The 19,014-nt window shown below is 68.8% G+C and carries 21 protein-coding genes; 2 read left to right on the forward strand and 19 right to left on the reverse strand.

The window, feature by feature from the left end; genetic code table 11:
- Positions 1 to 74: 74 nt before the first annotated feature.
- The 14 genes from nuoK to Mth01_RS06820 form a co-directional block, all read right to left on the reverse strand.
- Entirely contained in the window at positions 75 to 371 is a 297-nt protein-coding gene (gene nuoK / locus Mth01_RS06755; protein WP_055479063.1) for an NADH-quinone oxidoreductase subunit NuoK, read from the reverse strand.
- Complete coding sequence (locus Mth01_RS06760; protein WP_204013113.1) at positions 368 to 1,243, reverse strand: NADH-quinone oxidoreductase subunit J; 876 nt, start codon at positions 1,241 to 1,243, stop codon at positions 368 to 370. Before Mth01_RS06760 ends, nuoK begins: the two co-directional genes overlap by 4 nt.
- Positions 1,236 to 1,751 carry an NADH-quinone oxidoreductase subunit NuoI gene (gene nuoI, locus Mth01_RS06765; protein WP_204013116.1) on the reverse strand — a complete coding sequence of 172 codons (516 nt, stop codon included), beginning with the start codon at positions 1,749 to 1,751 and terminating at the stop codon, positions 1,236 to 1,238. Before nuoI ends, Mth01_RS06760 begins: the two co-directional genes overlap by 8 nt.
- Positions 1,738 to 3,096 (reverse strand): NADH-quinone oxidoreductase subunit NuoH, encoded by a 1,359-nt coding sequence (gene nuoH / locus Mth01_RS06770; protein WP_204013118.1) that lies wholly within the window; start codon positions 3,094 to 3,096, stop codon positions 1,738 to 1,740. The genes nuoI and nuoH overlap by 14 nt, the downstream gene beginning before the upstream one ends.
- Positions 3,093 to 5,495 (reverse strand): NADH-quinone oxidoreductase subunit G, encoded by a 2,403-nt coding sequence (locus Mth01_RS06775; RefSeq protein ID WP_204013122.1) that lies wholly within the window; start codon positions 5,493 to 5,495, stop codon positions 3,093 to 3,095. Before Mth01_RS06775 ends, nuoH begins: the two co-directional genes overlap by 4 nt.
- Positions 5,492 to 6,778, reverse strand: coding sequence for an NADH-quinone oxidoreductase subunit NuoF (nuoF, locus tag Mth01_RS06780; protein ID WP_204013125.1), 1,287 nt, complete (start codon positions 6,776 to 6,778; stop codon positions 5,492 to 5,494). The genes Mth01_RS06775 and nuoF overlap by 4 nt, the downstream gene beginning before the upstream one ends.
- Positions 6,775 to 7,470: an NADH-quinone oxidoreductase subunit NuoE gene (gene nuoE / locus Mth01_RS06785; RefSeq protein WP_204013128.1), complete on the reverse strand. Its 696-nt coding sequence runs from the start codon at positions 7,468 to 7,470 to the stop codon at positions 6,775 to 6,777. The genes nuoF and nuoE overlap by 4 nt, the downstream gene beginning before the upstream one ends.
- The gene (locus Mth01_RS06790; protein WP_204013131.1) at positions 7,467 to 8,783 is read right to left on the reverse strand and encodes an NADH-quinone oxidoreductase subunit D; all 1,317 of its coding nucleotides are present in this window, start codon (positions 8,781 to 8,783) and stop codon (positions 7,467 to 7,469) included. Before Mth01_RS06790 ends, nuoE begins: the two co-directional genes overlap by 4 nt.
- Positions 8,780 to 9,391 carry an NADH-quinone oxidoreductase subunit C gene (locus Mth01_RS06795; RefSeq protein ID WP_204013286.1) on the reverse strand — a complete coding sequence of 204 codons (612 nt, stop codon included), beginning with the start codon at positions 9,389 to 9,391 and terminating at the stop codon, positions 8,780 to 8,782. The genes Mth01_RS06790 and Mth01_RS06795 overlap by 4 nt, the downstream gene beginning before the upstream one ends.
- 71 nt (positions 9,392 to 9,462) lie before the next feature.
- Positions 9,463 to 10,014, reverse strand: coding sequence for a NuoB/complex I 20 kDa subunit family protein (locus Mth01_RS06800; protein ID WP_204013133.1), 552 nt, complete (start codon positions 10,012 to 10,014; stop codon positions 9,463 to 9,465).
- 2 nt (positions 10,015 to 10,016) lie between these two features.
- Positions 10,017 to 10,376, reverse strand: coding sequence for an NADH-quinone oxidoreductase subunit A (locus tag Mth01_RS06805; RefSeq protein ID WP_204013136.1), 360 nt, complete (start codon positions 10,374 to 10,376; stop codon positions 10,017 to 10,019).
- Positions 10,377 to 10,446: 70 nt separating this feature from the next.
- Positions 10,447 to 11,685: a geranylgeranyl reductase family protein gene (locus tag Mth01_RS06810; RefSeq protein WP_239089441.1), complete on the reverse strand. Its 1,239-nt coding sequence runs from the start codon at positions 11,683 to 11,685 to the stop codon at positions 10,447 to 10,449.
- Between the two features lie 243 nt (positions 11,686 to 11,928).
- On the reverse strand, positions 11,929 to 12,657 hold the full coding sequence (locus Mth01_RS06815) for a demethylmenaquinone methyltransferase (RefSeq protein WP_204013149.1): 729 nt from the start codon (positions 12,655 to 12,657) through the stop codon (positions 11,929 to 11,931).
- A gap of 266 nt (positions 12,658 to 12,923) precedes the next feature.
- Positions 12,924 to 13,133, reverse strand: coding sequence for a DUF4229 domain-containing protein (locus Mth01_RS06820; protein ID WP_204013152.1), 210 nt, complete (start codon positions 13,131 to 13,133; stop codon positions 12,924 to 12,926).
- 260 nt (positions 13,134 to 13,393) lie between these two features.
- On the opposite strand from Mth01_RS06820, the gene Mth01_RS06825 reads away from it, so the two are divergent.
- Positions 13,394 to 13,615 (forward strand): BldC family transcriptional regulator, encoded by a 222-nt coding sequence (locus tag Mth01_RS06825; protein WP_036325312.1) that lies wholly within the window; start codon positions 13,394 to 13,396, stop codon positions 13,613 to 13,615.
- A 116-nt stretch (positions 13,616 to 13,731) separates the two neighbouring features.
- Here the strand turns inward: Mth01_RS06825 and Mth01_RS06830 are convergent, their stop codons facing one another.
- Both Mth01_RS06830 and Mth01_RS06835 read right to left on the reverse strand, forming a co-directional pair.
- A complete protein-coding gene (locus Mth01_RS06830; RefSeq protein ID WP_308440771.1) occupies positions 13,732 to 13,932 on the reverse strand; it encodes a hypothetical protein in 201 nt (66 codons plus the stop codon).
- Between the two features lie 51 nt (positions 13,933 to 13,983).
- Positions 13,984 to 14,916: a hypothetical protein gene (locus Mth01_RS06835; protein WP_204013159.1), complete on the reverse strand. Its 933-nt coding sequence runs from the start codon at positions 14,914 to 14,916 to the stop codon at positions 13,984 to 13,986.
- A 141-nt stretch (positions 14,917 to 15,057) separates the two neighbouring features.
- On the opposite strand from Mth01_RS06835, the gene Mth01_RS06840 reads away from it, so the two are divergent.
- Positions 15,058 to 15,381 carry a PLD nuclease N-terminal domain-containing protein gene (locus tag Mth01_RS06840; RefSeq protein WP_204013162.1) on the forward strand — a complete coding sequence of 108 codons (324 nt, stop codon included), beginning with the start codon at positions 15,058 to 15,060 and terminating at the stop codon, positions 15,379 to 15,381.
- A gap of 16 nt (positions 15,382 to 15,397) precedes the next feature.
- Here Mth01_RS06840 and Mth01_RS06845 read toward each other — a convergent pair whose 3' ends face one another.
- From Mth01_RS06845 to ccsB, 3 genes are all read right to left on the reverse strand, one after another.
- Complete coding sequence (locus Mth01_RS06845) at positions 15,398 to 16,702, reverse strand: PP2C family protein-serine/threonine phosphatase (protein ID WP_239089426.1); 1,305 nt, start codon at positions 16,700 to 16,702, stop codon at positions 15,398 to 15,400.
- Entirely contained in the window at positions 16,681 to 17,922 is a 1,242-nt protein-coding gene (locus Mth01_RS06850; RefSeq protein ID WP_204013165.1) for a PP2C family protein-serine/threonine phosphatase, read from the reverse strand. The genes Mth01_RS06845 and Mth01_RS06850 overlap by 22 nt, the downstream gene beginning before the upstream one ends.
- Before the next feature lie 70 nt (positions 17,923 to 17,992).
- A complete protein-coding gene (gene ccsB, locus Mth01_RS06855) occupies positions 17,993 to 19,009 on the reverse strand; it encodes a c-type cytochrome biogenesis protein CcsB (protein WP_204013168.1) in 1,017 nt (338 codons plus the stop codon).
- Between the last annotated feature and the right edge of the window lie 5 nt (positions 19,010 to 19,014).

Consider the following 19,014-nt stretch of genomic DNA (forward strand, 5'->3'; position numbering starts at 1 on the left):
AGCCAGGCGGCGCCAATCGCTCCGCCGGAGTGCTGTGTGATCGATGCGATCTCAGCGGCTTCCACGGCTACCTCTTAGTGCTTCAGCAGGCTCGCGTCATCGACCGACGCTGACCTGCGGGTTCGGAAGATCGTCACGATGATGGCCAGGCCGATGACGACCTCGGCGGCGGCCACGATCATCACGAAGAACGCGATGACCTGCCCGTCGAGGCTGCCGTTCTGCCGGGCGAAGGTGACGAACGCCAGGTTGCAGGCGTTGAGCATGAGCTCGACGCACATGAACACCACGATGGCGTTGCGCCGTACGAGCACGCCGACGCCGCCGATGGCGAACAGCAGCGCGGAGAGCACGAGGTAATGCGTCGTCACTTGACGTCCTCCTCCACCAGCGGCTCGGTGTCCCCGACCGTCTCCTCGAAGGGTTCTTCAAGGGGCTTGGTCGGCTTGGTGTCGGCCACCTGTTCGGCCAGGGTCGACGCCTCCCGCTCGGAAGCGGCCTCCTGCCGGAGGAGCCGGGCGACCTCGGGATCGAGCGTCCCCTCGGCGGCCTCGTGCCGGGCGAGGACGCGGTTGACCGACAGCGGCGAGACGGTCCCGTCGGGCAGCAGCGCCGGCATGTCGATGGCGTTGTGCCGGGCGTAGGTCCCGGGACCGGGCAGCGAGGCCGGGTTCTTGCCCGTCTTGCCGAAGGCGACGAACCGGGCCCGCGACATGTCCTTCTGCGTCGGCTTGGCCTCGGCCCGCTCGCGGTGGGCCAGCACCATCGCGCCGAGCGCGGCGGTGATCAGCAGCGCCGAGGTCACCTCGAACGCGAACACGTGCCGCGTGAAGATCTGCTCGGCCAGTGACGGCACGTTGCCCGCGGCCGTAGCCTCGGCGAGCCCCTTGGGAGCGGCCAGCATCGCGTTGCCGACGCCGAGGCCGAGCAGTACGGCGAAGCCGATCCCGGCCACGATCGCCCAGAACCGCTGGCCTCTGATCGTCTCCACCAGCGAGTCGCCGGAGTCGACGCCCACGAGCATGAGCACGAACAGGAAGAGCATCATGACCGCGCCGGTGTAAACGATGATCTGCACGGCCGCCAGGAACGGAGCGTCCTGGACGGCGTACAGCACCGCCAGCGAAATCATGATCAAGCCGAGCATGAGGGCCGAGTAGACGGCCCTGCGGCTGAAAACGAGCCCGAGCGCGGCGGCCACCGAGACGACCGCGAGCACCCAGAACGTGATGGACTCACCCATTGCTACGACCCAACCGGTAGTAGTCCTCTTCGGTCTCGCCGAGACGCATCGGGTGGGGCGGCTGCTCCATGCCCGGTCCGAGCGGCGCGAGGAGCATCTCCTTGGTGTAGATCAGCGACTCGCGGCTGGAGTCGGCCAGTTCGTACTCGTTGGTCATCGTGAGCGCCCGGGTTGGGCACGCCTCGATGCACAGGCCGCACAGGATGCACCGCAAATAGTTGATCTGGTAGACGCGTCCGTACCGCTCACCGGGCGAGTACCGCTCGGTCTCGGTGTTGTCCCCGCCTTCGACATAGATGGCGTCGGCGGGGCAGGCCCAGGCGCACAGCTCGCAGCCGACGCACTTCTCCAGGCCGTCCGGCCACCGGTTCAGCTGGTGCCGCCCGTGGAAGCGCGGCGCGGTCGGCCGCTTCTCCTCCGGATACTGCACCGTCACCGGCTTCTTGAACATGTGGTGGAAGGTGACGCCGAATCCCTTGATCGGGTTCAGCCAATCAGTTGCTCCCACTGGTCACCTCCTTGGCGTCGGCGTGACGGCGCGCTTGTTCCGGCACGACTCCGTGGTAGTGCGGGAGGTCGAGCGGCGGCACCGGGAATCCGCCCGCCGTCGGCTCCTCACGCAACTGCTCGAACTCCGCCTCGATCTGGGCGGCCCTGGCCTCCCTGCGGCGCTGGTTGACCGTGTCGAAGCGCAGCCAGATGGCGAAGGCGCCGATCAGGATCACCGCTCCGATGGCCAGCACCACACCGCGGGTGGTGTCCGGCATCCGCATGGCCTTGAAGGTGGCGGCGATCATGATCCAGGCCAGGTTGACCGGGATCAGCACCTTCCACCCGAAGGCCATGAGCTGGTCGTACCGTACGCGGGGCAGCGTGGCACGGATCCAGACGAAGCATGCGAACACGATGGCCAGCTTGAGGAAGAACCACAGCATGGGCCACCAGCCGGCGTTCGCCCCGTCCCACAGCGAGATCGGCCAGGGCGCCCGCCAGCCGCCGAAGAACAGCGTGATGGCCATCGCCGACACCGTGAAGACGTTCACGTACTCGGCCAGCATGAAGATCGCGAACTTCAGCGACGAGGAGTACTCGGTGAAGAACCCGCCGACCAGCTCGCCCTCACCCTCGGGGAGGTCGAACGGCACGCGGTTGGTCTCGCCCAGCATCGTGACCGCGTAGATCGCGAAGGACGGGAGCAGCGAGAAGACGTACCACGAGGGCATCGGGATGCTCAGCCCGAAGACGTCCCAGGTGCCGCCCTGCGCCTGCGCGGACACGATCTCCGACGTGGACAGCGTGCCCGCCTGGAGGAAGACCGCGACGAACGACAGGCCCATGGCGATCTCGTACGACACCACCTGCGCCGCCGAGCGCAGACCGCCGAGCATGGCGTACGGCGAACGCGATCCCCAGCCGGCGAGCACGATGCCGTAGACGCCGATCGAGGCGGTGGCCAGCACCAGCAACACCGCGACCGGCAGGTCGGTGAGCTGCAGCGGCGTCTTGTGGCCGAACATCGAGACCATCGGCCCGAACGGCACGACGGAGAAGGCCAGGAACGCCGGCACGGCGAGGATCACCGGCGCCAGGAAGTAGATGACCTTGTCCACCGTGCGGGGCATGATGTCTTCCTTCAGCCCCATCTTCAGACCGTCGGCCACCGACTGGAGCAGGCCGAACTTGCCCGCCCGGTTGGGGCCGTACCGGTGCTGCATGCGCGAGATGAGCTTGCGCTCGGACCATACGCCGAACAGCACGCCCAGCATCAGGAACACGAAGATCGCGACGGCCTTGATGATGGTGATCCACAGCGGATCATGGCCGAAGTCGTCCAGCGTGGGTACGTTGTTCACGACACGCTCCCGATCGTTACGATGTCGCCGCCCACGGCGCGCAGGTCGCGGGTGACGGACAGGCCGGCGGAGTTCGACGGCACCCAGACCACCCGGTCCGGCAGGTCGGCGATCCCCACCGGCAGGATCACGCCGTCCCCGATGCTGATCTTCCCGCCGTCCGTGACGCCGAGCTCGGCGGCGGTGGCCTCCGACAGCAGCGCGGCGGCCGCGCGTGCGGTCCCGGCCAGGTACGGCTCGCCGTCCTGGAGTCGGCCGTCGTCCAGCAGCAGATGCCAGGTGGCCAGCACGGCCTCTCCGGCGCGCGGCTCGCGTCCCGTGCGGCCCGTCACCGTCGGGGCGGCCGGGCGGGCGCCCCGCCAGGCGCGCAGCTCGGCCATCTCGCGGCGGGCGGCCGCGGTGTCCGGCAGGCCGAGGTGGACGTCCATGTGGTCGGCGATCGACGCGATGACCCGCAGGTCGCTCATCAGGCCGGGGACGGGGGTGGCCGCCTCGAACTGGCGGCCCCTGCCCTCCCAGTCGACGAACGTGCCCGACTTCTCGGCCACCGCGGCGACCGGCAGCACCACGTCGGCGCGGTCGGTGATCGCACTGGCCCGGATCTCCAGGCTGACGATGAACGGTGTGTTCTCCAGCGCCGCCAGCGCCCTGGCCGGATCGGGCAGGTCGTAGGGGTCGACGCCGGCGACGACCAGCGCGTCGAGCTCCTCGCCCAGCGCCGCCTCGATGATGCCGGCGGTGTCCCGGCCCGGCGTCTGCGGCAGGGCGGCCACATTCCAGGCGCGGGCGACCTCGCCGCGCGCGGTCTCGTCTTCGACCGGGCGGCCGATCGGCAGCAGGCCGGGCAGGGCGCCCGCCTCCAGCGCTCCCCGCTCACCGGCTCGCCGCGGCACCCAGGCGATCCTCGCCCCGGTCGCCTGCGAGAGCCGTACCAGCGCCGACAGCGCGCCCGGCGCGGACGCCAGCCGCTCGCCGGCCAGCACGATGGCCCCGGCGGGAAGCAGCTCGTCGGTGACGACATCGCCGAGCGCCTCGGCCTCCGCGCCCGGGACGGTCCGGATCAGCGTGCCGTTCATCTTGCTCAGGCCCGGCGTTGTGTACGGCGCCAGCGCGTAGACCTTGAGGCCGTTCTTCCGTGCGGCCTTGCGCAGCCGCAGGAAGACGATCGGCGACTCCTCCTCGGGCTCGAAGCCCACCAGCAGCACCGCCGGGGCGTTCTCGAGGTCGGCGTAGGAGACCTCGATGCCCTTGCCCGCGATGGCGTGGGCGAGGAAGGCGGCCTCCTCCGGCGAGTGCGGGCGGGCCCGGAAGTCGATGTCGTTGGTGCCGAGGGCGATCCTGGCGAACTTGCTGTAGGCGTAGGCGTCCTCGACGGTGAGCCGACCGCCGACCAGCACGCCGGCCCGGCCCCGGGCCTGGGCGAGGCCCTCGGCCGCCACCGCCAGCGCCTCCGGCCAGGAGGCCGGGACCAGCCGGCCCTCCTCGTCACGGATGAGCGGCGTCTTCAGCCGGTCCGGCTGGGTGGCGTAGGTGAAGGCCCAGCGGCCCTTGTCGCAGTTCCACTCCTCGTTGACCTGCGGGTCGTCCCCGGCGAGGCGCCGGGTGACCTTGCCGCGCCGGTGGTCGGTGCGCAGCGCGCAGCCCGAGGCGCAGTGCTCGCACGCGCTCGGCGTCGACACCAGGTCGAACGGCCGGGCACGGAACCGGTAGGCGGCACCGGTCAGCGCGCCCACCGGGCAGATCTGCACGGTGTTGCCGGAGAAGTAGGACTGGAACGGCACGCCGTCGGCCACCCCCACCTGCTCCTTGGCGCCGCGCTCGAAGAAGTCGATGAGCGGGTCGCCGGCGATCTGGTCGGAGAACCGGATGCACCGGGCGCACTGGACGCACCGCTCACGGTCGAGCAGCACCTCGCTGGACAGCGAGATCGGCTTGGCGAACGTCCGCTTCTGCTCCTCGAACCGGCTCTCGCCCTGGCCGTTGGACATCGCCTGGTTCTGCAGCGGGCACTCGCCGCCCTTGTCGCACGTCGGGCAGTCGAGCGGGTGGTTGATCAGCAGGAACTCCATCACCCCGCGTTGCGCCTTCTCGGCGACCGGCGAGGTGAACTGCGTCTGCACCACCATGCCCTCGGCGACCTCGATCGCGCACGAGGGCTGCGGCTTGGGGAAGCCGCGGCCGTTGCCCGCGTCGGTGATCTCCACCAGGCACTGGCGGCAGTTGGCCGCCGGGTCGAGCAGCGGGTGGTCGCAGAACCTCGGGATCTGGATGCCGAGCAGCTCGGCCGCCCGGATGATCAGCGTGCCCTTCGGGACGGAGACCTGGAAGTTGTCGATGGTGAGCGTCACCATGTCCACCGGTCGCTCGACCGGCCCGGTCGAGGTCGTCTGGATGCTCACTTGGCCCCCCACACAGTGGAAGCAGCGGGATCGAACGGGCAGCCGCCGATCTCGAAGTGCTTGAGGTATTCGTCGCGGAAGTACTTCACCGACGAGTAGACCGGGCTGGTCGCGCCGTCGCCCAGCGCGCAGAACGCGCGGCCGAGGATGTTGTCCGCGATGTCGACGATCTTCGCCAGGTCCTCCTCCGAGCCCTGGCCCTTCTCCAGCCGCCGGAGCATCAGCTTGAACCAGTAGGTGCCCTCGCGGCACGGCGTGCACTTCCCGCAGGACTCGTGCGCGTAGAACTCGCTCCAGCGCATCACGGCGCGCACCACACAGGTCGTCTCGTCGAAGATCTGCAGCGCCCGGGTGCCGAGCATCGAGCCCTTGGCCCCGACCGACTCGAAGTCGAGCGGCACGTCCAGGTGCTCGGAGGTGAAGATCGGCGTCGACGACCCGCCCGGGGTCCAGAACTTCAGCTCGTGTCCGGCGCGGATGCCGCCCGCCATGTCGAGCAGCTCGCGCAGCGTGATGCCGAGCGGCGCCTCGTACTGCCCCGGCCGGGTCACGTGCCCCGACAGGGAGAAGATGCCGAAGCCCTTCGACTTCTCGGTGCCCATGCCGGCGAACCAGTCGGCGCCGTTGGCCACGATGCTCGGGACCGACGCGATCGACTCGACGTTGTTGACCACGGTCGGAGACGCGTACAGGCCCGCGACGGCGGGGAACGGCGGCTTGAGCCTGGGCTGGCCGCGGTAGCCCTCCAGCGAGTCGAGCAGCGCGGTCTCCTCACCGCAGATGTACGCCCCGGCGCCGCTGTGCACGACGAGCTCGAGGTTGTAGCCCGAGCCGAGGATGTCGGCGCCGAGGTACCCCTTCTCGTACGCCTCCCGGACCGCCGCCTGCAGCCGGCGGATGACGTGGAGCACCTCGCCGCGGACGTAGATGAACGCGTGGGAGGCCCGGATGGCGTAGGCCGTGATGATGACGCCCTCGACGAGCGCGTGCGGGTTGGCCATCATGAGCGGGATGTCCTTGCAGGTCCCCGGCTCGGACTCGTCGGCGTTCACGACGAGGTAGTGGTCCTTGCCGTCGCCCTGCGGGATGAAGCCCCACTTCATGCCGGTGGGGAAGCCCGCGCCGCCGCGGCCGCGCAGGCCCGAGTCCTTGACCATCTGGATGACGGCGTCGGGGTCCATGCCGAGGGCCTTCCTGGCCGCGGCGTACTCACCGTATCCGTCGATCGTGAACGAGTCCGGCCGGTCCCAGTTCCTGGTCAGCACCGGAGTCAGCCGCGTCATGAAGCGTCGCCCCCCTCGGTCCCCTCGGTCTGCTCACCCGGCTTGGGAGCCTCCCAGCCGTTGGCCTTGGCCACCTTCAGGCCCTCCAGTGAGGGGCCGGCGGCCGACGGGCCGTCGCCGGCCTGGCCGTCGGGGAACCCGGCGAGGATCCGTGAGGCCTCTTTGAACGTGCACAGCCGCTTCGGCCCGCGGGTGGGTGAGACCTCCTTGTCGGCCCGCAGGTCGTCGACGAGCTGCCTGGCCGACTCGGGGGTCTGGTTGTCGAAGAACTCCCAGTTGACCATCATCACCGGCGCGAAGTCACAGGCGGCGTTGCATTCCAGCCGCTCCAGGGTGACCTTCCCGTCGGGGGTCGTCTCGTCGTGGCCGACGCCGGTGTGCGCGCTGAGCTCGTCCCAGATCTGGTCGCCGCCCATGATCGCGCACAACGTGTTGGTGCACACGCCGACGTTGTATTCGCCGGCCGGCTCCCGCTTGTACATCGTGTAGAACGTCGCCACGCCGACCACCTCGGCCTTGGACAGGCCGAGCATCTCCGCGCAGAACTCCTGCCCCGCGTCGGAGATGTAGCCGTCCACCGACTGCACCAGGTGCAGCATCGGCAGCAGCGCCGACCGGGGACGGGGGTAGCGGTCCATGATCTCTTTGGCGTCGGTCTCCAGACGCTCGCGGACCTCGGGTGAGTACGTCACCGATCCACACCTCCCATGACGGGGTCGATCGAGGCGACCGCCGAGATCACGTCGGCGATCATGCCGCCCTCACACGTCGCGGGCACCGCCTGCAGGTTCGTGAAGGACGGGTCGCGGAAGTGCACGCGGTAGGGGCGGGTCCCGCCGTCGCTCACCACGTGCGCGCCGAGTTCGCCGCGCGGGGACTCCACCGACGAGTACGCCTGCCCGGCCGGCACCCGGTAGCCCTCGGTCACCAGCTTGAAGTGGTGGATCAGGGCCTCCATCGAGGTGCCCATGATGTGGGCGATGTGGTCGGGCGAGTTGCCGAGGCCGTCGGGGCCGAGCGCGAGCTGCGACGGCCAGCCGATCTTCTTGTCGTCGATCATCACCCGGCCGCCCTTGAGCGGACCGGACAGCCGGTCGAGCGCCTGCTCGATGATCTTCAGGGACTCCTCCATCTCGTCCATGCGGACGAGATAGCGGCCGTACACGTCGCAGGTGTTCTGCGTCGGAACGTCGAACTCGTAGGTCTCGTAGCCGCAGTAGGGCTGCGACTTGCGCATGTCCCAGGGCAGCCCGGCGGCCCGGAGCATCGGGCCGGTGATGCCGAGCGCCATGCAGCCGGTGAGGTCGAGGTAGGCGACGTCCTTGGTGCGCCGCGTGTAGACCGGGTTGGCGTCCAGGAGCTTGCGCATCTCCTGGATCCGCCCCGGCATGATCTTGAGGAACTCGCCGACCTTGTCGACCGCGCCGGCGGGAAGGTCGACGCTCACGCCGCCGGGCCGTACGTAGGCCATGTTCATCCGCAGGCCGGTGATGTACTCCATGATGTCGAGCACCATCTCGCGCTCACGGAAGCCGAACAGCATCGGCGTCGTCGCGCCCAGCTCCATGCCGAAGGTCGCGATCGCCACCATGTGCGAGGAGATCCGGGTGAGCTCCATCATCATGACCCGGATGGCCTGCGCACGCTCCGGCACCCGGTCGGTGATGCCGAGCAGCTTCTCCACGGCCATGCAGTACGCGGTCTCGTTGAAGATCGGCGCGAGGTAGTCCATGCGGGTGACGAACGTGACCCCCTGGGTCCACGTCCGGAACTCCATGTTCTTCTCGATGCCGGTGTGCAGGTAACCGATCACCGTGCGTGCCTCGGTCACCGTCTCGCCGTCCAGGGTCAGCACGAGCCGGAGCACGCCGTGTGTCGACGGGTGCTGCGGACCCATGTTGACGACCAGGCGGTCCTCGGACGAATCGGTGACGGTCTGCACCAGCTCGTCCCAGTCCTGGCCCGCGACGTCGTAGATCCGGCCCTCGGCCTCAGTAGTACTCATGAGTACGACCTCCTCTGGTCCGGCGCGGGGACCTCGGCGCCCCGGTACTCGACCGGGATCCCACCAAGGGGATAGTCCTTGCGCTGCGGGTGGCCCTCCCAGTCGTCGGGCATCTCGATCCGGGTCAACCCGGGGTGACCGTCGAAGATGATCCCGAAGAAGTCGTAGGTCTCCCGCTCGTGCCAGTCGTGCGTGGGGTAGACCGAAACAGTGGAGGGAATGTGCGGATCGGCGTCGGGACAGGCGACCTCCACCCGGATGCGCCGGTTGTGCGTGATCGAGCACAGGTGGTAGACCGCGTGCAGCTCGGCGCCCGTTTCCCCAGGGTAGTGCACCCCGGAGACGCCCAGAGACAGCTCGAACCGCAGCGCGGGGTCGTCGCGCAGGTGCTTCATGACCTCCGGCAGGCGCTCCCGCGCCACGTGGAAGGTGATCTCGCCGTGGTCGACGACCGTTCGCTCGATCGCGTCACCGGCGACCGGCTCGAGCGCGTCGGCCACCGCGTCGAAGTACGACCCGTACGGCCGGGCGCTGCCCTGCCCGGGCGCGCGCCGTACGATCAGGCGGCCGTAGCCGGAGGTGTCCCCGGTGCCGCCGGCGCCGAACATGCCCCGGCGGACGATCGGCTGCTGTTCGTCCGGCACGGTGGGCAGATTCGCGGGGCTTACGTTCTCGTCGCTCACTTCCCGGCCCCCTGGTCGATCAGCGGCAGCGTGCGCAGCGCCTGGCGCTCGAGTTCGTCGATCTGCCTGGCCCGGTGCGCGCCGAACTTCATGTTCTGGATCTTGTCGTGAAGTTTGACGATGGCGTCGATCAGCATCTCCGGCCGCGGCGGACAGCCGGGCAGGTAGATGTCGACCGGCACCACGTGGTCCACGCCCTGCACGATGGCGTAGTTGTTGAACATCCCGCCGCTGGACGCGCAGACCCCCATGGCGATGACCCACTTGGGCTCGGCCATCTGGTCGTAGATCTGGCGCAGCACGGGCGCCATCTTCTGCGACAGTCGTCCCGCCACGATCATCAGGTCGGCCTGACGCGGCGTGGCGGAGGCGCGCTCCATGCCGAAGCGGGCCAGGTCGTGCTTGGGGCCTCCGGTGGCCATCAGCTCGATGGCGCAGCACGCGAGGCCGAAGGTGGCAGGCCAGACCGAGTTCTTTCTGGCCCAACCGGCCACCTGCTCGACGGTGCTCAGGATGAATCCGCTGGGGAGTTTCTCTTCAAGACCCATGGCTAGTCCCAATCCAGTCCGCGGCGCCGCCACACGTAGGCGTACGCCACCAGCACGGTGACGATGAACAGCACCATCTCGACCAGCCCGAACAGGCCGAGCTTGTCGAAGGCGACCGCCCACGGATAGAGGAAGATGATCTCGATGTCGAACACGATGAACAACATCGCCGTGATCATGTACTTCAACGGGAAGCGCCCGCCGCCGACCGGCTGGGGAGTGGGCTCGATGCCGCACTCGTAAGCGTCCAGCTTGGCGCGGTTCCAGCGCTTCGGCCCCGTGAAGGGCGCGATGCTTACGGAGAACACGGCGAACCCCGCCGCGAGGACCGCGAGCACCAGAATCGGCACATACAGCTGCATGGCTACATGTCCTCGCTTGCTCGATGGATCGGGGCGGTCTGAGTGCAGAGAATGTCATTCATGCGGATGTTCATGCGGATGGAGCCACCTTGGACAGGGCGTTGATGATGCGGTCGGAGGCGTCGCCCCGCCGGTCTGTGAGGTTAGCCAGAAGTTTGAAGGCGAACCTCATCAGAGTGGGATGGGGCAGTCCGTGCCGCGTGGCGAAGTTCATCACCCCGGGTCTGCCGATCGCCTCGACGAACATGCGGCCGAGGGTGAAGTATCCGCCATATGCGTCTTTGAGGATACGCGGATAGGCGAGCAGCGCCCGCTCCCGCTGAGCGGCGGTGCCGCGGGCGAGCGCCTGCACGATGACCTCGGCGGCGATCCTGCCGGTCTCCATGGCGTACGCGATGCCCTCGCCGTTGAACGGGTTGATCGTCCCGCCGGCGTCGCCGACGAGCACCAGCCCGCGAGTGTAGTGGGGTTGCCGGTTGAAGGCCATGGGCAGGGCTGCGCCCCTGACGGGGGCGGTCATGTTCTCTTCCGTGCAGCCCCACTCGGCCGGCATGTTCTTCACCCAGCGCCTGAGCAGGTCGCGGTAGTCGATGTTCTTGAAGGCCTCGCTGGTGTTGAGCAGGCCGAGACCGATGTTGGCCGTGCCGTCGCCCACGCCGAAGATCCAGCCGTAGCCGGGCAGCAGCCGGTCGCCGTCCCACAGCTCCAGCCACGTCTCCAGGTAGTCGTCGTCGTGGCGCGGACTGCGGAAGTAGGTCCGTACGGCCACGCCCATGGGCCGGTCGGCGCGCTTGTGCAGGCCCATCGCGATCGAGAGGCGGGTGGAGTTGCCGTCGGCGGCGACCACGAGACGGGCCGTGTAACTTTCATCACCGTCGTGTTCGCCCCGGCCGTCGTGCCGGACCTTGACCCCCGTGACGTGCCCGCTGCGCTCGTCCAGGATCGGGCCGGTGACGTTGGCGCCCTCGATCACGTGGACGCCCGCGCTCTCGGCATGCCTGACCAGGATCTCGTCGAAGTCGGCGCGGGTGCGCACCAGGCCGAAGTCGGGGAAGCTGTGCAGCTCGGGCCAGTCGAGCTCGAGGCGCAGGCCGCCGCCGACCACTCGCAGGCCCCGGTTCCTGATCCAGCCGGGACCGTCGATGTCGACGCCCATGGTCACGAGTTCCTTGACCGCGCGCGGCGTGAGGCCGTCACCGCAGACCTTCTCCCGGGGGAACCGGGTCTTTTCCAGCAGCAGGACGCGCAGGCCGGACTTGGCCAGGTGAAAGGCTGTGGTGGAGCCGGCCGGGCCCGCCCCGACGACGATTACGTCGGCGTCGACTCCCCGCTGTGCGCGGGCTTGCTCGGCGCGGACGCTTGTTCGCTCGCTTCGCTCGGCGCGCACGCTTGTTCGCTCGCTTCGCTCGGCGCGCCCACCTGTTCGCTCGCTTCGCTCGCTCACTGGGGGACCTGTCCTGTCAGGAAGGAGGCCTCGGGGGCCCTTCGTGCTTTTGTGAACAACTTCACAAACTGTCGCGCCGCAGTCTAGCTCCTATCGATCGGTCAGGTGTCAGACGGGTGGCCGCACCGCTCTGTGGAGCGCCACGATGCCGAGGGTCAGATTGCGCCAGGCGATCTTCTCCCAGCCCGCTTCCCGAATAATCTCGGCCAACGCGGCCTGGTCGGGCCACTCCCGGATCGACTCCGCAAGGTATTCATAGGAGTCCGGATTCGAGCTGACCAACCGGGCCACCGGAGGCAGCAACTTCATCAAATACTGATGATAGACCAGGTCAAAGGGCTTTACGACCGGTGTGGAGAACTCACAGATCACCAACCGCCCACCCGGTTTGGTCACCCGCAGCATTTCACCCAGAGCCTGCCCGGTATGCGCCACGTTCCGCAGCCCGAACGAGATCGTCACCGCGTCGAAAACCTGATCGGCGAACGGTAGCCGCAGGGCGTCCCCCGCGACGAAGGTCACGCCGCGTACGCCGCCGCCGTACAGCCCTGAGCCGCCGCGTCGCATGACGCCGGTACGCAGCATGCCGAGCGAGAAGTCGCACGCGATGGCCCGCGCGCCGAGCGTGGTGAACGCGTCGGTCGAGGTGCCGGTGCCGGCGGCGAGATCGAGGACGAGCTCGCCGGGGCCCGCGTCGACCGCCGTGGCGGCGGCCTTCCGCCACGACCGGTCCATTCCGAGGGAGAGGACGTCGTTGACCAGGTCATACCGCCGGGCCGTGCGATCGAACATCGCGGCGACCTCATGCGGCTGCTTGTCCAGCGATGCGCGCGTCATGGACGCAAGCCTAGGTGTACGCCCCGGTCCACGCGGCCGCCGCCGTCCGGCCACCGGCACCCGATGAGCGGAACGTAGTTCTTCGATTACGCTCAGTCTGCTAGAACTTGGGGAATGTGCGCGAGAAACGTACTGGTCACCGCACCGGCCACGGCAGCCCTCGGGGTAAAGACGTTCCTGACCGCAAAGAGGGGCAATTGGTGGGAAGCCACACGACAGAGACTCGTGCATGAGTACCATGCCCGAGTCGACCCGTTCCCGGCCTCCTAGTCCTCTCTCGCCCTCCGGCGATTCCCGGTGATCCGCTGACTGACCGCGTCGCGCTGCTTGGACAGCAGCACATAGCTGGCCAGCCCGCTCACCAGGAAGGCCGCGGCGAGCAGTAGGAGGCTGCGCATGCCGACGAGATACAGGACGCCGACGGCGACGGCGAACAGGCCGAGCCGTGAAAGGGTGTAAACGAGAACCGGACGCACAGCGTCGAGGTTACGTCACCCTGTCGGCACGGCTGACTCTCTTCGCATCCGGTGCGAGCGCTGCTAGGGTTCACATCAAGGCGCTTTTGTAAAGAAACACCCATGAGCGCCCCAAAGATGCTCTATCATATAACAATCGGGCACTGAGCCGGTAACAACCCGTGATCTTCGGCGAAAACCACGGATAAATCAGGCTTCGCTCGGCACACTGGTTAACCTGTCCGCCCGCTGCAGGACGCGGGACGCGAGGGGGAGAGATTGTGGAGAGTAGCAGCGAGCGACTGCTGACTCCTGGAGAGGTTGCCGCCCTCTTCAGGGTCGACCCGAAGACCGTGACCCGTTGGGCCGCGGCCGGGCGCATCAGCAGTATCCGTACCCCCGGAGGGCACCGGCGCTTTCGTGAATCGGAAGTGCACGCCCTCCTTCGCGGCGAGGACGTCCTGACGGCTGACCGGCCGAACGGCGACTCACCGCGAGTCTGACACAGGTAGGTAGCAGCATCAGGTGATCCTGCGCAACACCCGGAAGGCGCAGGGTCACCAGGTCAGACTGCCCCGACCGGCATCGTCCTGCTCTTGTGCCGGCCGAACCTGCTCGTTCAGTCCTGCTCGGCCTTGAAGGCCAGGAACTCCCGCTCGAGTTCGTCGTTCTCGGCCAGCCAGCGGCTGCGCCGCCGCTCCGCCTCCTCCTCGGTGACCGACTCGGCCGCCCAGCGTTCGTAATCGGGTTCGCCCGGGACGATCTCCACGTACGCGTTGCCGATCAGACGGCCGTCATCGCTGGTCAGCGATTGAGGCACGCGGAGTGTGCCGTCATCGAGCCGGATCACATACATCCGAACTCACCGTCCCTAGATTCCGTAACGCCGGTTGAAGAACAGCATGACGCCCAGTGCCGTCCGCGTGTCGCCGCCGAGCATGTCCACCAGGGCCGGGCGCTGCCGGGACGCGATCGCCGCGAACGCGTCGGCGAAGAACTCCTTGCGCCCGAGGCCGCCGGGCTGCCGGTGGAACGACGACGCGAGCAGCGGCAGGCACTCCTCGTAGAGGGCGGCGAACTCGGGAGAGTCGGACACCCACTCCCCCGGGCCCGCGTCCACGTCGTCCAGTGCGTGCCCGACCTCGTGCATCATCACGTCAGGCGTCGGCGACGGCCGGTCCCCCACCACGATCTTGCGGTCGCCGTACGCGCCGGCGCAGACATCCCAGGTCGCCCGCCCCGACGGCAGCGGCGCCCCGCGCAGGTAGCCCATGTCGTCCAGGTCGGGCACGCCGCCGCGGCCGACGTAGATCCCGTCCAGCCCGATGGCCAGCTTGGCCTTGAGTTGCTCGGGCAGCCGCGCCAGGCTGTCGACGGCACGTACGGCATCCGCCGGGGGAGGCCCCTCCGCCGCGTCCCACTGCCGGTAGAGGATGCGCTCCAGCGGCCCGCAGTGCCGGCGGCCGTCTCCCAGGTCGGGAACGTCCGGCGGATGCGGCCGGGCTCGCAGGGGCTGGTCGTCGAGTTCGAAGTCGTGCCACGTGTACTGCGGCCGGTCGTCCACCACCGGGGCGGTCACCGCGTGCACCCGCTCCACCGAGCGTTCCGGTGACCATTCACCCGGCCACTCGGTCGGCCATTCTGTTGGCCGCTCCGGCGCCCGTTCCGTAGTCCGTTCCCCGGTCCGTTCGCGCTCACGTGAGCGCTCCGGGACGTCCAGCCTGCGTCGCGACGACATGTACAGCCCGCGCTGCCACCACCGCGTCCCTCGCCGGTGGCGGCCTCTGTCGGCCGGCTCCGCCATCAGACCCCACTTACTGGTTGACGTTCGTCTCCGCACGCTCTGTACCGGTCCACCGTACGATGCCGTCCCGGCCTCGTCACCCGGAACGACTGTTCGGGATCGGCGTGACGTTCAGGTGGTGGCATGGCTTACCGTGTGGGCATGCCTAGCGTGGTTATCGGTCTGGCGCTGCTGGCGTTCTGGCTCTACTGCCTGTTCGATGTGATCACGACCCCTGAGCAGGCCGTACGGAACCTGCCCAAGGTGCTGTGGGTCCTCATCGTGGTGTTCCTCGCGGGCCTGGGCGGCCTGTTCTGGCTGATCCTCGGCCGTCCCACTGCCGCGCCCGCGGCCGTACGGGAGCCGAGGGAGACCTTCGGACCGCTGGGAGGCCGGGGGACCGCGAGAGCCCAGGCCCCACGTGGCCCGGAGGACGACCCCGAGTTCCTCCGCCACCTGGAACGCCGCCTCCGCGAGGAAGACTGAGAATCAGTACGGCGAATCAGACGGTGAGGTCGAACCGCCGTCCGCTGCGCCATTCGACCAGCATCACGGTGGCGTCGTCCTGAAGGCTGCCGCGTTGGTGTCGCAGGATGGCGTGGATCAGCCGGCGCACGGTCTCCGGAGCGGAGATGCCGTCGGCCTCCCGCTTGATGATGAAGTCGGTGAAGCGTCCCAGCCCGAATCGCTCCCCCTCGGGGGTCCGCGCCTCGGTGATGCCGTCCGTGTAGAACAGCAGCCGGTCGCCGGGCTCGAGCTGATATCGGGGAAGCCTGCTCGCGGAGCTGAGGGCGAAGCCCATCGGCAGGTCGGGCGGGCTGTCCAGAACAGCGGCGACCCGTCCGTGCCGCAGGACCAGCGGAGGGAGATGCCCTCGGTTCACCCAGGTCAACCAGCCGGTGCGCAGGCTCAGGTCGGCCAGGATGCCGGTGGCGAACCGAGACCCGGCGAACTGGTCGGAGATGGCCTCGTCGATCGCGTCGCTGACCGCGAGCAGGCCGATGTCCCTGCGGCGGTTGTTGCGGTACGACCCCAGCGCGATGGTGGCGGTCAGCCCCGCCGAGGTGTCGTGCCCCATGGCATCGAAGATCGCCATATGCAGGACGTCGTAGTCGAGGCCGTAGTCGAAGGCGTCTCCGCCCACGAGGTAGGCCGGCTCCAACTCCGCGCTGACCGTGAACGTGTCGGTGGCGAAGGTCCTGACCGGCATCAGGGTCCACAACACCTCGGCGGACAGGTGCATGTCGTCTGTGCGCACCAGCCGCTTGTAGGCGTCGCTCGGGTCACGCTTGCTCATCACCATCAGGGCGACCAGCGAGCCCAGCTCGACCACCCGCCGCTGGGCGGTCTCGTCGACCCGGGGCACGGTCACCCCGAGCACGCCGACCCGTTCGGTGCTGTCGAGCAGCGGTACCCACAGACGGCGGGCGTCGCCGCTCGCCACCGGCTCGGCGCGGTCGGCGCGGTCGGCGTCGGAGTCGGTGACGGGACGGACCTGGACGATCTCCAAGTTGCGGTAGGCACGCCCGGCGAGGGTGGTGTCGATGGGGATGCGCTTGAGCGGTTCTCCCGACGCGTCCCGCTGGCCGGGCAGCGGCATGAGATACCGCCCCTGCAGGTCGGTCACATAGATCATGACCTCGGTGAAGCCGATCGGCCGGACATGCTCGGCGACCACCCGGGCCAGATCCCTGAGCGGGGTCAAATGGTGTAAGCGCACCAGATTGCCCAGGATCCGCTCGTCGGCGCATCCGCACGCGGGCACGTCTTCCCCGCCCACCTGCGTCAACTCCCCGGCGGACGCCACTCGACCAGCATCATGGTGGCGTCGTCCTGGAGACCACCCAACTGGTGGTCCATGACCGCGTGGATCACTCGCCGCACGATCTCCGGCCCCGCCAGCCCGTCGGCTTCGCCGCGCAGGACCAGATCGGTGAATCGCTCCAGGCCGAACCGCTCCCCGGTGGGAGATCTCGCCTCGGTCATGCCGTCGGTGTACAGCAGCAGCCGGTCGCCGGGCTCGAGCCGACGGCGGGCGAGCCCGGCGGCCGGGCCCAGGCTGAAGCCCATCGGCGGATCCGGCGGGCTGTCCAGCACACCGGCCACCCGACTCTTCCGCAGCAGCAGCGGCGGGGGATGCCCGCGGTTCACCCAGGTCAGGCTGCCGTTGCGGATGTTCAGATCGGCCAGGATGCCGGTGGCGTACCGGGAGGTCGAGAACTGATCGGCGATCGCGTCGTCGATCGCGTCGCTGGCCGCGAGCAGTTCGATGCCCTGACGTCGGTTGTTGCGATGGGACCCCAGCGCGATGGCACTGGTCAACCCGGCGGAGGTGTCATGCCCGATGGCATCGAAGATCGCCAAGTGCAGGGTGTGGCCGGCGAGGGCGTAGTCGAAGGCATCCCCGCCGACGGCGTAGGCCGGCTCCAGTCCGGCGCTGACCGCGACCACGTCGGTGGCGAAGGTCCTGGCCGGCATGAGGGTCCACAGCAGCTCGGCGCCCACGCGCATGGAATGACCGCGCACCAACTGCTTGTACGAGTCACTGGCGTGCCGCTTGCCCGCCACCACCAGCGCGATCAACAAGGCCAGGTCGGTGACCCGGCGCTCGGTGACCTCGTCGGCCACGGGCGCGGTCACCCCGAGCACCCCGATGCGTTCGACTCCGTCCACCAGCGGGGCCCACAGGCGCACCGGACCGCCGACTCCGGCCTGCGGCGGCTGCGCGGCGACACGGGCGGGATCGGCCTGGACGATCTCCACATTACGGAAGGCGCGGCCTGCCAGCGTCGTGTCGACAGGGATCGGGTCCAGCAGCTCACCGTGCGCGTCGCGCTGGCCGGGCAGCGGCAGGAAGGACAGATGTCGCAGATCCGCCACATAGATCATCAACTCGGAGAAGCCCAGACGCGCGGCCTGCTCTGCCGCCAGGGCCGCCATCCGCTCCATGGGCACCAGCGGATGCGCGCGCAGCAGGTCGGCCAGGACGACCGCGCCCTCAGCGTCACACGTAGGTTGATCGGCCACAGGAACTCCCCCGACTTCGCTCCTGTCCCTTCTTCCCTACCCAGAATCGCCCATGCGGAAGCGAATGTCTCTAACGGGGCACGTCGGCGTACGAGTGGAGGCCGGAAAGGAAGACGTTCACCCCGATCAGGTTGAACAGCAGACACGCGAACGCGACGAGCGACACGATGATGGCGGCCCTGCCGCGCCATCCGGCCGTCGCCCGGGCGTGGAGGTAGGCGGCGTACACGATCCAGGTGATGAAGGACCACACCTCCTTGGGATCCCAGCCCCAGTAGCGGCCCCATGCCCGGTCTGCCCACAGCGCCCCGGCGATGACGGCGAACGTCCAGATGGGGAAGGCGATCACGATCGCGCTGTGCGCGATGCGCTCGAGGTCGGCCCGGGCGGGCAGGACGGACGGCCGCCCGTCGTGGCGGATCAGGTAGAGGATCGCGCAGACGCCGGCCAAGGTGAACAGCCCGCTCGCGGCGATGGCTGCGCTGACATGGATCGCGATCCAGTACGAGTGCAGCGCGGGCATCACCGGCCCGGCCTGGACGTGCAGGAAGAGGACGGCGAAGCCGAGCCCGAGTGCCGCGGTGACGGTCACGAACGCGCCGAGGAAGCGGATCGGCCGCCGCATCAGCACCACGAGAAACGTCGTGACGGCGGCGAAACACAGCGCCACCACGAACTCGTACATGTTGCCCCACGGCCACCGATCGGCGGCGAGACCGCGGGCGAGGATGCCGACGAGGTGGCCCGCCCACGCGATCCAGGTGAGGACGACGGCCACGCCGCCCGCCCGCACGGCCCAAGCAGCCGGCTCAGGCTCGGTACGGCTCCCGCCCCCGGCCGTGTCGCCTGCCGCATCGGCCGACGCCTCGTCGACACCGACGTCACCACCACCGACGTCACCACCACCGCCGCCGGCACGAGCGCCGACCAGCTCACGCCGGGTGGCGACGGCGGCGGCCGCCGTACGGGCCCTGCCGAAGGCGAGTTCCAGCGCGAAACCGATCATGGCGACCAGATAGAGCAGGACGGTGACCAAAATCAGCTGGTCGCTCAGCGTGGCCAGTCCCTGGTTCACCTGCGTTGGCATATTCA

This window comes from Sphaerimonospora thailandensis, assembly GCF_016863115.1.
Classification (GTDB): domain Bacteria; phylum Actinomycetota; class Actinomycetes; order Streptosporangiales; family Streptosporangiaceae; genus Sphaerimonospora; species Sphaerimonospora cavernae.